Below are 17,700 nucleotides of genomic sequence, written 5' to 3'. Positions count from 1 at the left end.
CCAAGTGATCTCGTTGAACTAGAAATAAGAATTCCGTGAGATGGCATCGTAAAGAAGACTTGGGAAGGCATCGAAGTGTTTACTCAAAGGGTTGCACATCTGGTGGGCGTTTGCTCCTCGGTCCACCCAATTCTACCAACTTCTTAATCCTCAAATTTCCAATAATCTGCAGGAAAATCGAGAGAGGAGAGAATGTATTCTATCTCGATTCGAGCAATCCGGATACCTTCCTCGACTTACGAATATAATAGTGGATCACTTTTTGCAGGACAGGTCGGCTTCCTTCCCGAGCAAGAGCATGGGATGGAGATAAAACAACCATTGCGTTGACTGAGCAGAAAGAGAGGACAGCACTTGTTTTAGTTATTGACATTAGGAATGTGGGATGGTATTTTCGTGCATAATGACTCAGTAGCGAAAAATCTGAGATTGTTGTCAAGGGCTGACCTACTGTAAATCTATTACGAGTGCTTATAGATGATCCACGTCGGAGCAGCATCCGATGACCAGGAAGCGCTTGCGTATCTGCGCTTAGTGAACTGGCTCACCTGAACCAGTTAAGGTCGTGCGGTTTTCTGGACAATCGGTTGTGGCGATTCGTGGCAGAAGCAATCTTCTGATGATTCATAAACGAAGGAGCTTGTCATGAGGAGATCGTGGTGTCTTATGTTGCTCACATCGATATTGTTCGAGACGAATGCGACCCGCGGCCAGTGGAGTCAGACACGAGGGATTTACGACGGTAGTCCAAGTTGTTTTACCAAAATTGGCGGAATTGTTCTAGCCGGAGACGGTCTTAGCGGCATCTATCGTTCAGTTGACAACGGATGGAGCTGGTCTCAGGCTGTGAATGGACTGACGGAACCAAGCGGCTTCACCCCGTCGGCCTTTGCCCTCACTTCGTCAGATAGTTTCGCATATCTCTCTGTGGGCAACCTATTTCGCTCTAATGATGGTGGCCTCAGCTGGGTGGCCGCGAAGGATAGCGGGTTAGCCGAGGGATTCTTCGGCGCACTGGTTGTCTCCGGCGGAGCCCTGTTTGGAGAGAGAAGCTATTACTCAAATCATAACCTCTACGTTTCCACAGATAATGGCGACACATGGGTGCTTACTAAGGGAAGCATGCCTATTCCCTGGCGAGGCTACATACTTGCATCTCTTGATTCAGGCATCTATGCGGCGGGGGATAGCGGTGTTTATGTGTCGACCGATGCAGGGTCGAGTTGGTCAGGGCTGGGCCTCAGCGGCTTTGGAATATCTGCAATTGTTGCCACGCATTCATGCCTAGTTGTCGGTACAGACAGCGGGCACGTTTTTCTTTCAATTGACAGTGGAAAAAACTGGTCGCCAGCCGATGACTCCTTAATCGATACTTGTGTAACCGCAATCGCCCTCTGCGATTCGAACATTTATGTCGCCACCCGTCATGGGCTTTTTATGTCCGCTAACGGGGCAGCTTGGAAAAGAACTGGTCTCACAAACTGCTATGTCGGCTCCTTGAGATGCATTGATGGAACTCTCTTTGCCGGAACTGCGATCGGCGGCGTGCAAATTTCCACAGACGAGGGTAAGAGCTGGACGAAAACAGGATTTCCGTGTGCAACAGTTCTGTGCCTTTCCGCAGTCGGCCCGAAACTCTTCGCGGGAGTGCAAGGAGTGTGGTCAAGTTTCGGATACTATGGCGGAGTTTACAAGTCAACAGACGGCGGCGCGAACTGGGCGCCCTCCGGTTTAGCTGACAAATGGGTTGAGGCCTATGCTGCGATGGGCTCCCGACTCTTTGCCGTCACCTCCGATGGAATCTTCATAAGTCCCGACACAGGAACGACGTGGGTAAGCATAGGCTCATCCGCCTTTTCAACGCTCTCGATCCAGACTTTGATTTCGTCCGGGTCCCATCTGATAGTCGGAACCAATGCCGGCATTTTAGTTTCGTCGGACAGCGGTGCACATTGGTATTACGCCAACGTATCTGGCGTTAACCCGAACGTGGGCTCGATGGTCGCGGTATCCGACACTAGCGTGTTCGCCGGTACAACCGACGGGATCTATCATTCACAGGACAACGGTGATGATTGGGCTCCGGTAATTACGAGTTACCCATTCAATTATGTTTCAAGCCTTGTATCCACCGGGTCCGCGCTTTTTGCTGGAACAAGCACAGCTAGCGGCCTTTATCGATCATCCGATAATGGAGGAAACTGGGTTGCAGTTAACAATGGTCTCGGGATCGCTCCTTGGGTGACAGCTTTTGCGGTGAGCGGGAGCAGGATCTTAGTCGGTGATCAGACTCTTACCGGCATCGGAAGAGGCGTCTTCCTGTCTACGGACAAAGGAGACTCGTGGGCGCCGGTTAACGAGGGGTTCACGATGTGTCCAGTCTACTGTTTCCTTGTAACCGATACTGAGCTTATTATGGGCACTAGTAAGGGGAGCATTTGGCGGAGACCGCTTTCGCAGATGCTTACGAGTGTTGTGGACGGCAGCCGAATATCTCATCCAGGATTCGTTCTTCATCAGAATTATCCGAACCCCTTCAATCCGACGACTACCATTAGATATAAGCTTTCAGTGGTCAGCAATGTGCGGCTGGAAATCTACGACGTCTTGGGAAAAAAGATCGCGACACTTGTCAGCGAGCGACAGGCCGCAGGCGAACACTCTGTAGAATTTGACGCCCGCAAGTTGCCAAGCGGAGTATACTTCTATTCCATTGAAACAGGCGATTATAGGCAAACAAGGAAGTTACTATTGTTGAAGTAAGAGGGTCCTAGAAGCTAGGGCCCGATTCGTCAGCCTGCTGAGGAATTGTAATCGCCACGAGCGCAAGGGAAGGTTCCAATGAACACAGACAACAGCCCTCTCCGGGGTTACATTCACACTCGAATAACTAATTGACTTCCAGACCTAGTAGGTCGAAACGGCAGTTTGGTCAAGCCAAACTCGGCAGTTGCCTGCGCCATTTCACTCTGCACTCTTGACCTGCCCTCGATTGATGTACAGCTGATAAGTCATTGTTCCTGTCGGGCAATTGCAACGGGGGTTGGTCTCGTAGATGTGAATGTGATTACGCCAGATTAGTGGGGCTTTGCTCCTCGGGCCGTGCAGTTCTACCAACTTTTTAATCCTCAAATTCCCCATAATCTGCAAGAAAATCGAAAGAGGAGAGAATGTATTCTATCTCGATTCGACGGAACTGGCTCATTACTTCGACCTGAAGAAGGTCGACATCGATAATCTGTCAACCGCCCTTTGCGACAATAGGATTCCTCTTGATGCAAAGGAACCATCTGTTATGAAAACAGATCCCCTGAAGAGAGCTCTGGAGTACAAATCGCTCATCGAGAAAGGAATTGTCAGAAACCAATCTGGGTTGGCTATCTATCTCGGGAAGAGTCGAGCTTGAGTCAGTAAAGTGATGAAGGTATTAGAGAAAGGCAAAAGCCAATCGCATTCCTCCGCATAGAGAGGGGGTCGGCGAACTGATATTCCAAAAAAGTCCCGCCCCAAACCTTCATGGGGGGACCCTGTCTTTTTACGAAGGCTTATGTTTCTATTTCATGAGGACAAGTTTCTTAATCGAAACAAATTTTTGTCCGTCGTTTCCTACTGCACTGATTCTATAGAAGTAAACTGCGCTTGCGAACCTATCCATATTCACCAGCTTGTTATATCTTCCGGCGTTCATGGCTCCGTAATTCTCTTCAAGCATCCTCTGTCCGAGAACATTGTAGATCTCCAGTGTGACATCAGATTGTTCCTTCAGATCAAACCGGATCGTTGTGCTTGGATTGAATGGGTTGGGGTAATTCTGGTAAAGCGCATAAGTCTTTGGATTGTCCACTGTGACCGTAAGTGTGGTTAGGTCCTTAACCGTTCCACTCGTCGAGACGCTTTGGATTTTATAGTTGTATGTTGAACCTGAGACGACATGAGTATCCATAAAGTCATAACTCCGTCCCGTGCTGCTTGTGCCGAGACCTCTCAGACTATCGTTGCTCGTATAGCTTGAGACGAGTTTGAATGTCTTCATCCCAGCGTCCTCACGGAGTACATTGAAGCCCGCATTCTCAAGTTCAGACCGAGTCTTCCATTTAATCGTCACCAATCCTACATCGGCGGTAGCGACGAAGTCCGTTGCCTGGACGTTGAGGGAATTGTCGCCCCCCGTTCCTATTGCAAACTGGCTAAAGGAATCGATGTGAGTCTCAGTGAACGTATGGTTTGTCAGATTTTGAGCGAAATTAGACGTGACATCGACCCACGGGCTGTCTGCTTCTTCGCGTTCGATGACCTTGAGGCCCGATTCGTTTTGAATTCCCGTTAGTCCGCTGTAGTTGAGAGTCACATTCGCTGTATCATTCCCCACAGCGAATATTCCCCAAATGACCGACGACCGTTTGGTTATGCCGGAGGGAAATGTCTCGTTGGTGACGGCAGTATCAAGCGGCGAACCGAAAGAGTAGAGTCCGAGGTAATTCAGACTATCAACAGGTGAAGTGATGGAGGTTTCGACAATGCTGCCTGACAGCCCCGCGCTGTCTGCAGATGATGTCGAATCGTAAGACCCGTATTTGCCGACGGGAGCTTCTGATGTTACCCACGTGGGAGCGCCTGAGCCGTTGTGATTCGTAAGAACCCCTTTGTTACCTCCCACCACATCATAGACAGTATCTCCAGAAACTTCGTTAAACTGCCAGTAAGAAACCAATCCCGTCTCCGTGCCTGCGAGCGTCTTGTACATGTCTGCGCGGATTTGTTGTTCGGTTCGCGGAACATCCCAGACCCTGACTTCATCCATCATTCCTTGGAAGAAATTACAGTCGCAATTTCCCGGCCCTTGTTTGCCAATGGCGAATTCTCCCGTGTTGGTGGTAAGTGCACCAGATGCGGTGGCTTCACTCAACAGAGAGCCATTCAAATAGAATTTCACTCCATTTGTCCCTCTCTGAAATACTAACGCAACGTGTGACCAATGATTCAGTGGAACACTGCCGGAACTGTAGTACCATGTTCCGTTAGTATATAGCCCTAACCCCGACTGGCCGTTTGGTCTTATTTCAAACAGGTAATTGTAATTCCCCTTATCAATTATCGCCATATTTTCTGAACCTGTCGGATAGACCCACACTTCAAATGTGAGACTGTCGGTGAGTTCCAATGAAGAATTATCAGGAACGGATACATACTGGTTCAGACTGGAATTGAACGAGAGGGCTGATCCGGGAACAGTGGATATCGACGGAGCCTGTAGTGTATGGAAGCTCATCTCGCTACCGCGAGTATAACCGGAATCATTGATTGCAGAGACGCGGTAGTAATAGATGTGATTTGGCATTAGACCGGTAAGCGTTGCCGTGACGGAATCGGAATCGGATATCGTCAGAGGACTTTGAGAAGCTAACACACTGTCCGTGTATGTGCCAGAGACATCGCCGCAAAGAAATCGCACAGTTGTGGTGTCTCCATTTGGATCCACGATGCCGTTCACATTAGCTGTGGTATACTGCGCAGTGAAACCGAAACCTGTTATTACAGTCGGCGGCGCTACGGATAGCGTTGCGAAACAGAGCTCGCTTCCTCGTACATAACCCGATGCATTCTTCGCCGACACACAGAAGTAATATAGCGTACCTGATTTCAATCCGGAGAGTGAAGCTGAAACCTGTATAGAATCCCATGGTACAAGCGGACTAGATGAAGCAGCTACGCTATCGGTATAAGAACCGGGACTCGTGCCGTATAGGAATCTTACGACGGTCGTGTCGCCGGCTGCGCTGACATTACCGATCAGGAGTGCTGATGAGTAACTGATGTTGGTTGCTGAGGATGTAATGGCTGATAGACTTGAAGGTGAAGGAGTGGAGAACTGCGTCACGCCGGGCAGGTAAGGGTAACCACCGTTGATTTGGCTATACATTGCCCACCCGGTGGTCGAAAACGTCCAGCCTGAGTTGATAAACGTGGACGACTCTCCCATTTGTGCTGTAGTCTTCCCTGTGCCGTCGGCACTGCCGCCGCCGTATGTATCTATATTCCAAAAGCAGTTGTTCACTGAACTACCGTTATCGAAGCCGGAAAAACCGCCGACGTAGTTTGTACCACTTACACTTCCAATGCTATAGCAATCCGTTAGCGTGACGGAAGTAATATCGCCTACAAATCCACCAGCGTATACCGAGCCGTAAGGACCGCTGACATTTCCGGTTGCGTAACAGTTGGTCACCGTGCAACTGACCATCGAGCCTGCGAATCCGCCGTAATGAGTATACTGACAACTGACGCTTCCGGTACTGTAGCTGTTTTCAATCACTGATCCGACATCTATATAGCCAATAAAACCAGCGACATAGATCTGACCGTTTGCACTTGCACTACTATAGCTTTGGCTCACATGATCATAACCACCACCGCCAATAAGTCCGCCAACATAACTACCATAATTGGAGCCATCATAGAAATGGCTGCCAGTCACGGATCCACTACTATAGCAGTTGGTCACTGTTCCATAGGTGTTATCACCAACAAGCCCGCCCACCGCTACGTGTCCCGTTATATTCACATTTACCAACCCGATGTTTTCTATCGTCGCAGAAGTGGCGTAACCAAACATTCCGACATCGTAGGTCGAACTTCTGTTAATGTACAGGCCGGTTATCGTATGACCGCCGCCATCATAAGTGCCAGTGAAATTTGTCGTGCCGTTTCCTATCGGCGTGAATCCCTGGCTTGAATCCCAGCTCGTATCCGAAGAGGCGTCAATGTTTGCAGTCTGCACGAAGCTTGAGCTCCATGAACTCGAGTTTTGAGTGATCCAGTAGAGATTCGCAAGCGAATCGACCTCGTAAACACCGGAGCCATTTTTGCTAGGTTGAACGGGTGTCGGCTGTGCTTGTACCGAAGGTAAAAACGTATTTCCGACAACGACGATCAGTAAGAGTAAAGTTGTTAGGAATGAGTAGATACTTCGATTCATTTCGCCTCCATATTCAAGTAGCAAGCGTTAAAATAGAATGGATCGAACAAATAGGATGGGAATATTCGGACTATCCGCGGAAGACATATTTCTCCGGTCGAGCAAGGTGTAATTCTGTAAGTCTCTCCTCCTCATCGTACTTCCTCCAACCTTCCGGTAACATTATTAGTTCCGGTATTTGCCAATCGAGGATTTGAAAAAGGATTCTTATCCTGGCATGTTCAGGAACGACAATCGGGGACGAACGAACGGAGCTATAGAAATCAGGCAGGATATTTCTTACAAGGAAATTGAGGCATCCATGAGGGGTTTCTCTTGCTCCCCGATCGGAACGATGACTCGAACTTTTTAAACATCGAAATCCCAGTCGATGCCCGGAAAATGGGCCTAGGAAAGGTATTCCTTGGTCGAGACTGCTAACTCAAGACTGGATCGCTAATTGGGGGGCACGTCACTGTCAAGGGAGGTCGCCCCCATTTTTGCCCATGCTTTAGGATCAATCTCTTTCCCCTTGTCCAGCCCCGCTATTTGATGACCAACATTTTTTTCATGTATCTTTTTTCATCAACGATCAATTCATAGAAGTACACTCCACTGCCCAGTTTGCGAGCACCTGCATCGAATATGACTTCATGTTTACCGGGGGTCTGTTTCTCGTTCACTAGTTCAGCTACTTCTCGTCCCAATGCATCAAACATTCTTAGCGTCACATGGCTCACTCCCGAAAGCTGATAACTGATGATCGTGGACGGATTGAATGGATTTGGATAGTTCTGATATAACTCAAATGTTAAGGGCTGGTTCTTCTTATCTTTGATTCCTGTAACCGGGTTTTCCTCGAACTTGCCTGTCCCATCGTTGAAAAGAATATGAATCGAACATGTATCGGGTGGTGGATTATAAAAATCGTAGTTGAGTGTGATTATGTCTTTCCAGCCGTTGCCGTCCAGGTCTGCCGCACACGATACCTGCGAACAAATCCCCGTGTAGTAATACACCGGATCCTGGAATGTTCCATCTTTGTTGTTGAATAATATGTATGTCCGGAATACTTCTGAATCGGAATTGGGATAATAAAGAGAACAGTTATAGATGATATCCTTGTATCCATCGTTGTTCAGATCGGCTATGAACAATTGATCCATCGCCTCATTGATCCACTTGCTGTAGCTTAGCTGGAAATTGTTGGTGCCGTCATTCTTATAAACTAATAGTCTTTTCTTAGTGCCGGGAATGCCTCCATCAATGCCGACGATCTCGTTGTTCCCATCGTTATCTATGTCGGTGATGTTGATGTTGGATACTCCAATTGGGCTCGTATTCACAGAGAGGGTATCAAGTCCTGATTGCTTATTTAAGTAGATCTTTATTTTGAGGTTACCGGTAATTGCAATGTCTTCTCTTCCATCTCCGTCGATATCACCAACCGCCAAGCTCGCCGGGGTGAAATCCAAATTGAAATATTGTGGAGGCAAGAATCCTCCCTTTCCGTCGTTGTAAAGAATACCCATTTCTTGAGACAATGAGGATATGAATGTAATGTCCTGATGGCTGCTGTCCCTCAAGCTGCCCAGCACGTAATTCCAGATTGTAATTTGCTGACCAAGCGGAAATAGTCTTGTGCTGTCGAAGCCATATTTTCCATAGTCATATACGACCCGAAATGCCGTGGTCTGCGATACTTGATCATAATCGAGGAGCACTATGTCGGGCTCATTGTCTCCGTCGATGTCTCCAACCTGAATTGAGGTCTCGTAAGCACCGGTGGAGAGTGTATCCCTCAATGTTAAATTCCCCTTCCCATCGTTCGTGAGGATCGATAGAAGTCCCCCGACACCCTCTACTTCATGCCCCAGAATAATATCCGGATGTCCGTCTAAGTTAATATCTGCAACGGCAACCGATGCAGGTTTTGTTGGGACTTTGTATCCTGAGCCATATGCCATACCTGCAATAAGAATTACAAGTGGTATTATCGCCACGATCTTCTTCCCGAACATCATCCCCGAAGGTCTGGCAGTGCCCGCAGTACTACATACACTCGTCGGGACGCCTGGAAGATAAGCGATAAACAGAGTTCTTCTCGGACCTTTAGGGCTTTTCATTTGATGCATACGGTTGTCCCCTTTCAAATCACAACGTCCCGAATACTTGACAGTCCCGACACCTGACGTTACCGAACATGAACCTCATTGTCAAGTGCGCGTGGTCGCGACAAGGCCACCCCTTGGGATCTTACTTTGCGAACGGAGCTCTGGCATCTTTGACAATTCCCGGAATCTGCATTGCCCCGGATAAGCAACAATGAAGAATTGTTCGTGATCATAACTTCCGAGGGAGTACAAGGTAGGAATACAGAAGACGCCTTTGAGCAGACGAAAACGGAACCTAAGCGAGAAGGCTTGTCCATCGAAGGGCTCTTGGAGAACGTTCTGGAGTTGGTAGATCCGACCGCTTTGCTCCCCGATCGGAACGATGACTCGAACTTGGTAAGAGTCATGATCGAGGTGATTTTGCAGAAACTGGCGAGGGGAGAGATTCGATTGGCGGTGAGACAACATCATGAAGAGTATTCTCCGACCGAGTTGGTGTAGCCGACTTATGAGCTTTATCTAATGAGATAGCTTTGGAAACATTATCCGCACTCCTCCCGTATCACTTATTATCATTAAGAACAGTTGAAGCAATGCTGAACGTAAAACGGCACATTCGAAAAGAAAGTAGAAATCACCTTTTATTTTCTGGTATTTGTTATTCATTGTTCGTTCTTTCATTAACTCTTTCGTCCATCTCACTCGCTTACAATTCCGCAAACCCGGACAAATATCATTTGAAAGCGGTTAAGATAAACAGGGACATCGATCTCACTGGCAAATTGTCCGACCCGCTCTGGAAGCTAGTTACGCCGATTGGAATAGATTACGAGATTCAACCCGGCGAGAATACTCCTGCCCGTCAGAAAACTCTCGTCTATGTACTCTACAATTCCGATTACGTATATTTCGGGTTCAACTGCCTCGATTCCTCAGCTAAACTTATCAGGGCAAACATCTGCGACCGTGATAACATGTTCAGCGATGATTATGTCGGAATACTTCTAGATACTTATGGAACAATGCAAGATGGGTACGAGTTGTTTGTGAACCCTTACGCCATACAGGGTGATGGTATGAGAACAGGCAATAACGAGGACATGAGCTTCGATTGCGTATGGTACTCAGCGGCTCACATAAGTGATTCTGGCTGGACGGCAGAAATGGCAATCCCATTCAAGAGTCTTCGCTTTCCTTCGTTTCACGAGCAGCATTGGATAGCGGAATTTGTCCGGAACATGCCGCGTGACAGCCGCTACCAGATGACATGGACAACGATAGACCGCAATAATCCCTGTATCTTTTGCCAGAGTGGTACAATAGATAGCATAGAAGGGATAGAATCATCAAATAATTTGGAGCTTTTGCCCTATGTAATGGGAGTTCAGTCCGGATCGCTGAATGACGCCGGGGATCCTACGTCCGGCTTTGCAAACGGTCCGGTCACAGGAAGAGTCGGAACAGGAGTGAAGTATGCTCCATCATCGTCCTTCGTGCTGGCTGGCGTTTTGAATCCCGATTTTGGCGAAGTAGAATCTGATGCGACTCAAATCAGTGTCAACAACACATTTGCCATTTTCTATCCTGAGAAGCGACCATTCTTTCTGGAAGGTGCCAGCCTTTTCAATACTGAAGCGAGCGTATTCTATTCCCGCATGATAAACGATCCACTAGCGTCTGTGAAATTGACTGACAAAGCAGGCTTGTTTTCGCTTGCGTACTTAGGAGCCGAAGACAGGCAATCTCCGTTCATTATTCCGGGGGAGGAAGGAAGCGATTTTGTATCCTCTTCGTTGAAATCGTGGAGCAACGTTCTCAGAGGTAGATATAATATCGGCAACGAATCGTTCGTGGGCGGATTACTGACGAGCAGAAATTTCACGGATGCTCATAACTATGTTGGCACGGTTGATTGGAACCTCCTTTTCGCGGGCAATTACTATTTTACTGGACAGGCAGGTTTATCGGACACTAAAGAAATAAACGACACTTCTCTCTTTTCCAGCGACCGATATTTCGGCTCAACTCCGTACACCGCAACATTTGACGGACAGAGCTACTCAGGTGGAGGCTATCAAGTCGATATTATACGCAACGCTCGCGATTACAGCTTTGACCTTGGCGGGGCCAGTGTGTCTCCAACTTTCCAAGCACAAGACGGATTCATCACTTCAAATGATTTTCGCCAGATAACTTTCTGGCAGGGCTACACTGTTTATTTCAACAACTCGTTCGTCGAGAACGCCTCTCTGCAGACAAATTCCGGTGTGAAGTTCAACTATGATGGCACACGGAAATTCGCAGGCGGCTCAATCCAGGCTCAAGCAACCCTGAAGGGTCAGACATATGCTTATGTTTATTACTATCCCGTGCAAGAAGAAATGTTCCACGGAGTTCAGTTCCACAAACTTTACCGGACAGAAGCTTACCTAAACACAAATCCCATAAGCAGTTTCTATATAAGTTTATGGGCCCAGGTTGGAAGGCTTATCTATCGCACAGACACGCCCGAGCTTGGAAGAGGATACAATCTATCGGCCGAAATCGTCTTGAAACCGACCGACAGACTTTCACTTGATTTCACTTATGCGCGGTCACGGGCGTGGTCGTATTACGCGCAACAGCTTTTCTTCGATGGTTATATTGTGCGCGCGGCTGTTGTCTATCAATTCTCGCCGGAGTTGTTCGTGAGATTGATACCTCAGTACGATCAGTTTGCGAAGCAACTTCAGGTCGATCCGCTCATCAGTTACAAGCTCAATCCCTTCACCGTTTTCTATGCTGGCTCAGATCACAACTTCACAAAATTTGATCAGCCTTACGGAATGGAAAGGACAGTCCAACAGTTCTTCTTGAAAGTGCAATATTTGTGGCAAAACTGAGATGGGCTTTGCCCCAAGGACTTTAGTGTCTCATAATCCCGCTGACCCGCCCATTTGATTTAATGGTGATAAGGTGGTGTTCCTGCCAAGTATTGGCAACGTGATGAGGATATTGCGATTCCGGGCGAGAGGGACTTTACGGCGAGATTATCGCGGCGACAGAGTGAAGGACGCTGGCCTCGTTGCTCCCCGATCGGAACGATGACTCGAACTTTTTAGATATCGAAATCCCAGTCGTTGCCCGGAAAATGGGCCCAGGCAAGGTATTCCTTGGTCGAGACTGCTGACTCAAGACTGGATCGCTAATTGGGGGGCAGGTCAATAGATAGAAATTTTAAAATGAAAATTAATAAGCGAGAAATGAAAACATGCCTTCATTAATAGATAAGCTAAAATCGGGCGGACTCATCATCGACGTCCGATCATAATATGAACACGAAGATGGTCACCATCCCGATGCCATCAACATCCCGGCGGATCAATTGCAGTTGAGAATATTGGAGATCGGCGAAAAAACAAAACTTGTGATTGTTTACTGTAAATCCGGTGCAAGAAATACTTACGATCCGAAGATTCTCAGGATCAGCGGCTACACAAACATAACCAACGCCGGCCGATTAGCCGACATGCCAGGATATTAAAGAGAACGGCGAGGGAGAGGAGGTACTCGCCGCTCTCTATAAAGTGTTTTTAGAACACGAAGGTCATTCCCGCTCCGCTCGCACCCATGAGGAACGGTGGTACTTTCTCAATGACGATACGCTTGTCGCGTAGGTCCTCGGGCTTGATCCCTTTGTTTTCAATTGCAAGCTCGCAGAACACGACTTTGCCCTTCTGGTCCATTATCGTGTTGAACAGATTCACTGGGTTAGGCATCCCCTTAGGTGTCCCGAGTTTCTCCAATTCACCTTTTACGAGCATTTGTGCACCAGCCGGACAAAAAAACATGTGCACCTCATAATCGAGTGCAATGCCGGATGAAGCGAAAATCAACGCCGGCATGATATTGCTTGGCGCTGAACCGTTGCATACGACCATCATTTTCTCAGCCATTTTAAGATCTCCTTTGATTTTGTGATTCAGATTTGATTCGATTTCACATTCTCAACCATCGACATTCATTCCTTTACTTCAGTCACGGCAGGTTCCGTTTCCGGTAGGGGCTTGAGAGCGTGAACGTAAAGAGCCATTGTTCTATAAATGACATGTGCAAACTTTGTGAAAGGCAGAAGTATGAGCAGCTCTCCCACAATGATCAAATGGGCGAGAAGCATCCAGTAACTCCAAGCGTGCGGCTCCGGAAGATAAACTGCAACTTCCAAGACAAACCCCGTCAGACCCGATAGCCATAAGATCACAAGGAAAGACCAATCGGTAGAGGTAGAATGTCGATATGAATCATCTCCCTTGAGCAACCGTTTAACAATCGCACCCGTAGTGCCATACATGAGCATGAGTCCTGCGAGCGTTCCAAGCAGGCGGACAGGATACCAGATAGGCACCCATGTTCCTGTCGGCTTCGTTCCAGTCAAGGCAAGGAAAAAGTCAAGGGCAGTCGCAAGGAACAATCCCATGAATCCCCAGAGCATCGACGCGTGAAGAAACCATTTCTGGAAATACCACGGCTGAGTTTTCAAAGAAGTCTTGCAATCGCGCCGATATCTCCGCTGGGTGAAGACTTCGGCGATTGTTTCAGTCATTGCCGACTTGTGATCGAAGCGAATATCCTCAGGAATAGCAATGTTTCTTCTGATGTTGGAGATCATGCTGAAGGACCCCAACATAGCGATTAAAATAACGACGAGACCCGCGATGATTCCGGCATCATGGATCACTTCGGAAGGAATGAAGTCGAATAGGCGGAGCGATTGGGTGGGCATTGAACCATGGAAAGAGTAAATGAAAGTGCCCAGCACCACTGCCAGGAAGAGCAGAAATAGAAGGTTAAATATGGATGACGTGTACATCAAGCTTGCAAGTCGGACCCTGTCGTACCGGGCAATTGCATATCTTCTTGCGGCTGCCATGAATTCTCCCGGGTCAGCCTGCCGCGGACATGTCGCCGTGCATTCACCGCAGGAATAGCACAGCCAAAGCTCCTTGCTTCCGAGAAGTTTATCTTTCATTCCAAGTTGTCCATAACGGATCATCCGACGCGGGAAGTTGTCTTCGTCCGAAGAGAGAGGACACACAGCGGTACAGTTGCCGCAGTTAAAGCATGACTCGATATTCACCGCTCCATATTTTCGAAGCTGGGAAATGAAGCTCGGATCCGCTCGATAACTCACGATTTCCCCTCCTTGCTTAACGAGTAGACGAAGTAATCCCCCGATTCGTCAGTCCCCACTTCCACAACGATTCCATATTTCTTCATCGAAGCAACATGCCATAAGACCTCATCGGCGGGAATGCCGGTCTGTTGAGCTAAGTGTGGTATCGAGTGAGGGCCGTCGAGCATAGCTTTCTCGAGAAGCTTGCGCGCCGCTTGCTGTTTCTTTAACAATTCCTGCGCATTCTCCACCGTGACGGAGTATTCCTTCCGGAGCTCCAGGAGCATCCGCGTTCGCTCTCGCGCTTCCTGCTTCTTGTCCACAGTCATGGAATGTCCTCCAATGCAGGCATGTCGGCAACGATAGCCTGTACCATAGCCTCATACTCGTCGAGCTGCCAGCCCTGAACGTCAATTGCCCTATTAGGACAAGCACTCACACATACTCCACAACCGTTGCAGTTCGCTTCTGTCACTACAGCTCGCTGAGTTGATTTGCCATCAACGTTGATCGTCTCGAGGTGGATGGCGCCTTCCTGTGGACATAATCGAACGCACTCTCCGCTACCCTTGCAAAGATCCGGATCCACTTGCGCTACGTAAGGCTCAAGTTCAACTTCGCCGCGACACAGGAGAATGCTGACTTTTGAAGCCGCAGCCTCTGCAGCTGCGCAACTCTCCAGAACGTTCATGGGTGCCTGCGCCGTACCTGCCAATACAATGCCCGGAACCGCCGTCTCGACGGGCCTTAGTTTGGGATGCACTTCGAGAAGAAACCGATCGCTCCCCGGAGCAACCTTGAACATGCTCATCAAATCCTGAATGGGACTCGGCATCATACCAACGGAAAGGACAACCAAGTCCACCGGCAGTTCGATCTCTTCTCCCCATGTCAGATGATCTTTCACTTTCACCAGGAGGGGAAATTGGTCGCCTTCTTCAGCATGGAGAACCTCGGGCGCTTCCTCGGCAAAGTAGCGAATGAACGTGACACGGTTCTTCGAGGCTCTTAGATAATAATCTTCATGGCCGCGGCCGTAAGCGCGGATGTCCTGATAGACATCGTACACATTTACATCGGGGAATCTCTCACGGATTTCATTCGCAGCTGCCAGGGTTGCGGTGCAGCACACCCGAGAGCAATAGTCATTCACTTTGCCGTCGAGCTGGGGCTTGTGCACACCTTCGACCTGTCGGCTCCCTACGCAATGGATCATCGCGACGCTGCGTACAGGATGGCTGTTCCATCTTAGCTCGTGTTCGGCCAGATCTGAGAGAAGACTTTCCAATTGAGGAAGGGTAATGACCTCAGGATATGTTCCATAGCCGAGCTCGCCCTGAAATGGATCGTACGGTTCGAAACCAGTCGCGATGACGATTGCGCCAATTCTTATGTCGGTCTCGGTGGATTGTTTTCGAATTCTTACATCGAAATTTCCGACATATCCTTTCGAGGATATCACTTCCGTTTCTGTCATCACTTCGATTTTGTTCTCTGCCATCACATCGGCGATGAGGCGGTTGACAACTTTGCGGGCATCTTCATCTGTCGGGAAAAGCCGATTCCACTGCATGACGTGTCCGCCGAGAGAGTTGCTTTTCTCGATGAGCGTCACTCTCAATTCGGTGCGGGCAATCGATAGCGCGGCACGCAGTCCCGCTACGCCGCCGCCAATAACCAGGACATGCTTTTCTGCTTCTAGATGAATCGACTCGAGTGGTCGCAGCTTGCGTGCTTTCGCAACTCCCGCAGACATCATCCTCACGGCTTTCTCCGTTGCTTCAGGCGGACAAGCGTGGTGCACCCAACTGTCCTGTTCACGCAACCCGATGTGATAATAGAAGTAGGGATTCAACCCCGCACGCTGGACGGTTCTTCGAAAAGTCTGCTCGTGAAGGAAAATGGAGCACGCTCCCACGACGACACGATTGACACCGTTCTCGCTAATGTCGTCTGTGACAAGCTTCTGACCGGCATCGGAGCACATGAACTGGCAGCGCCGTGACACAGCAACGTTCGGAAGTTTTGCCAGAGCTTCTGCAACTCTCTGACAGTTCACCGTATCGCTGATGTTTCCACCGCAATCACAAATGTAAACGCCAATCTTCGGCTCCTGTCTCTCCATTTCTCTCTTCTCAGGATTGTCAGACATGGGCAAAAGTCCCCGAGATTACCTTTTCCGAGAAGTTGGCCTCGATATATCCGGCGGCTTCTGCCGCTGCGGCACCAGCTGTCATGATGCTGTCAACGATATCCATCGGGCCAGTCGCTGTTCCAGCAGCGAAAATGCCGGGCTGTGCGGTAACAGTCGGCGCGATATTGCAATCGGGGATTTCAACGAAACCGTCATCGGCCGTGGCGACGCCGAAGTCTTTTTCCGTATTCCAACCCGGCAGCATGCCAACTGAAAGAACGACAAGGTCGTGCTTTCGTTCGATCACGCGCGAATTGTCATCGATCATCTCTACTCGGACGACGGGATTCTGGTCAGAGTCTTCGGAGATCCTGGCGACCTTTCCCTTCACAAATTCAATTCCCATAGCCTTCGCGCTCTGATAGAATTGCTCGTATCCCTTTCCGAACGTACGGATATCCATGTAATAGATCGTGATGTCCGCCATCGGAAGCGTCCCGGAAAGGAGCATTGCTTGCTTGATTGCGTACATACAGCAGACGCGTGAGCAATACGGCACGCCTAGTGTCTGATCCCGTGACCCGGCACATTGCACGTAGGCGATTGAGGAAGGCTGCTTACCATCAGAGGGACGCAGCACATGTCCGTAAGGTCCCGTCGGAGCTAGGAGGCGTTCCATCATGAGTCCATCGATTACGTTTCTGAGTTTTCCCGAGCCGTATTCCTTTTTGGCACTTCGCGGAGTTACCTCATAGCCCGTGGCGAGTATGATTGTCTTCGCTTCAATTTCTATCTCTTCAGGTGCTTGGTGAAAATCGATGACGTTCGGCGCGCAGACAGGAATGCACTTCCCGCAAAACACACAATGCTCAATATCGATGACCGCTTTTTGCGGAACGGCAGTTGCGAATGGGACATAAATGACGCGCCGGCCAATGCGGCCGAACTCGTTCTCTTCGTCGGGCAATTCGATCGGACAAACCAGCTCACAGGCTCTGCAGCCTGTGCAATCGTTCTCCTTCACGTAGCGCGGTTTTTTCGTTACCCGCACTTCGAAGGCACCGTGGTTGCGAAACACTGAATCTACCTCGCAGTATGTCAAGAGTTCAATGTTGTCATGGTGAGCAACTGCCGACATCTTGGGAGTAGTAATGCAGCTGCAGCAGTCGAGAGTCGGAAAGACTTTGCTTAAGCCGATCATTTTTCCGCCGACACTCGGATTCTTTTCCACCAGTGCAACTTTATAGCCATGGTCTGCGAGATCGAGTGCCGACTGCATACCTGCGATTCCGCCTCCGACTATGAGACTATCGACTTGAAATTTCTCTGCTGCCATTTGAAAATT

9 protein-coding genes and 1 pseudogene are annotated in these 17,700 nt (G+C 48.9%); 3 read left to right on the top strand and 7 right to left on the bottom strand.

Annotated elements, in window-relative coordinates; all coding sequences use genetic code 11:
- The first annotated feature begins 645 nt into the window (after positions 1 to 645).
- The gene (locus VIS48_04125) at positions 646 to 2,763 is read left to right on the top strand and encodes a T9SS type A sorting domain-containing protein (protein ID HEY9165329.1); all 2,118 of its coding nucleotides are present in this window, start codon (positions 646 to 648) and stop codon (positions 2,761 to 2,763) included.
- Positions 2,764 to 3,553: 790 nt separating this feature from the next.
- Here the strand turns inward: VIS48_04125 and VIS48_04120 are convergent.
- Entirely contained in the window at positions 3,554 to 6,976 is a 3,423-nt protein-coding gene (locus VIS48_04120; GenBank protein HEY9165328.1) for a LamG-like jellyroll fold domain-containing protein, read from the bottom strand.
- Between the two features lie 524 nt (positions 6,977 to 7,500).
- Complete coding sequence (locus VIS48_04115; protein ID HEY9165327.1) at positions 7,501 to 9,081, bottom strand: T9SS type A sorting domain-containing protein; 1,581 nt, start codon at positions 9,079 to 9,081, stop codon at positions 7,501 to 7,503.
- 725 nt (positions 9,082 to 9,806) lie between these two features.
- On the opposite strand from VIS48_04115, the gene VIS48_04110 reads away from it, so the two are divergent.
- A complete protein-coding gene (locus VIS48_04110; GenBank protein ID HEY9165326.1) occupies positions 9,807 to 11,951 on the top strand; it encodes a DUF5916 domain-containing protein in 2,145 nt (714 codons plus the stop codon).
- 443 nt (positions 11,952 to 12,394) lie between these two features.
- A pseudogene (locus tag VIS48_04105) lies at positions 12,395 to 12,592 on the top strand (rhodanese-like domain-containing protein).
- 49 nt (positions 12,593 to 12,641) lie between these two features.
- Here the strand turns inward: VIS48_04105 and VIS48_04100 are convergent.
- The 5 genes from VIS48_04100 to VIS48_04080 form a co-directional block, all read right to left on the bottom strand.
- Positions 12,642 to 13,004 carry a DsrE family protein gene (locus VIS48_04100; GenBank protein ID HEY9165325.1) on the bottom strand — a complete coding sequence of 121 codons (363 nt, stop codon included), beginning with the start codon at positions 13,002 to 13,004 and terminating at the stop codon, positions 12,642 to 12,644.
- Between the two features lie 65 nt (positions 13,005 to 13,069).
- On the bottom strand, positions 13,070 to 14,239 hold the full coding sequence (locus VIS48_04095) for a 4Fe-4S dicluster domain-containing protein (GenBank protein ID HEY9165324.1): 1,170 nt from the start codon (positions 14,237 to 14,239) through the stop codon (positions 13,070 to 13,072).
- Positions 14,236 to 14,550 carry a hypothetical protein gene (locus VIS48_04090; GenBank protein ID HEY9165323.1) on the bottom strand — a complete coding sequence of 105 codons (315 nt, stop codon included), beginning with the start codon at positions 14,548 to 14,550 and terminating at the stop codon, positions 14,236 to 14,238. The genes VIS48_04095 and VIS48_04090 overlap by 4 nt, the downstream gene beginning before the upstream one ends.
- The gene (locus VIS48_04085) at positions 14,547 to 16,373 is read right to left on the bottom strand and encodes a CoB--CoM heterodisulfide reductase iron-sulfur subunit A family protein (GenBank protein ID HEY9165322.1); all 1,827 of its coding nucleotides are present in this window, start codon (positions 16,371 to 16,373) and stop codon (positions 14,547 to 14,549) included. Before VIS48_04085 ends, VIS48_04090 begins: the two co-directional genes overlap by 4 nt.
- Positions 16,366 to 17,691 carry a CoB--CoM heterodisulfide reductase iron-sulfur subunit A family protein gene (locus VIS48_04080; protein HEY9165321.1) on the bottom strand — a complete coding sequence of 442 codons (1,326 nt, stop codon included), beginning with the start codon at positions 17,689 to 17,691 and terminating at the stop codon, positions 16,366 to 16,368. Before VIS48_04080 ends, VIS48_04085 begins: the two co-directional genes overlap by 8 nt.
- Between the last annotated feature and the right edge of the window lie 9 nt (positions 17,692 to 17,700).

The sequence above is a fragment of the Candidatus Kryptoniota bacterium genome (assembly GCA_036567965.1).
Classification (GTDB): domain Bacteria; phylum Bacteroidota; class Ignavibacteria; order Kryptoniales; family JAKASW01; genus JAKASW01.
This window is presented reverse-complemented; position numbering and strand designations above follow the sequence as displayed.

Excerpts from the sequence above, each read along its gene's own strand:
- VIS48_04090 (HEY9165323.1), bottom strand. The coding sequence starts at position 14,550 with ATGACTGTGGACAAGAAGCAGGAAGCGCGAGAGCGAACGCGGATGCTC.
- VIS48_04115 (HEY9165327.1), bottom strand. The coding sequence starts at position 9,081 with ATGAAAAGCCCTAAAGGTCCGAGAAGAACTCTGTTTATCGCTTATCTT.
- VIS48_04080 (HEY9165321.1), bottom strand. The coding sequence starts at position 17,691 with ATGGCAGCAGAGAAATTTCAAGTCGATAGTCTCATAGTCGGAGGCGGA.
- VIS48_04100 (HEY9165325.1), bottom strand. The coding sequence starts at position 13,004 with ATGGCTGAGAAAATGATGGTCGTATGCAACGGTTCAGCGCCAAGCAAT.
- VIS48_04125 (HEY9165329.1), top strand. The coding sequence starts at position 646 with ATGAGGAGATCGTGGTGTCTTATGTTGCTCACATCGATATTGTTCGAG.
- VIS48_04085 (HEY9165322.1), bottom strand. The coding sequence starts at position 16,373 with ATGTCTGACAATCCTGAGAAGAGAGAAATGGAGAGACAGGAGCCGAAG.
- VIS48_04120 (HEY9165328.1), bottom strand. The coding sequence starts at position 6,976 with ATGAATCGAAGTATCTACTCATTCCTAACAACTTTACTCTTACTGATC.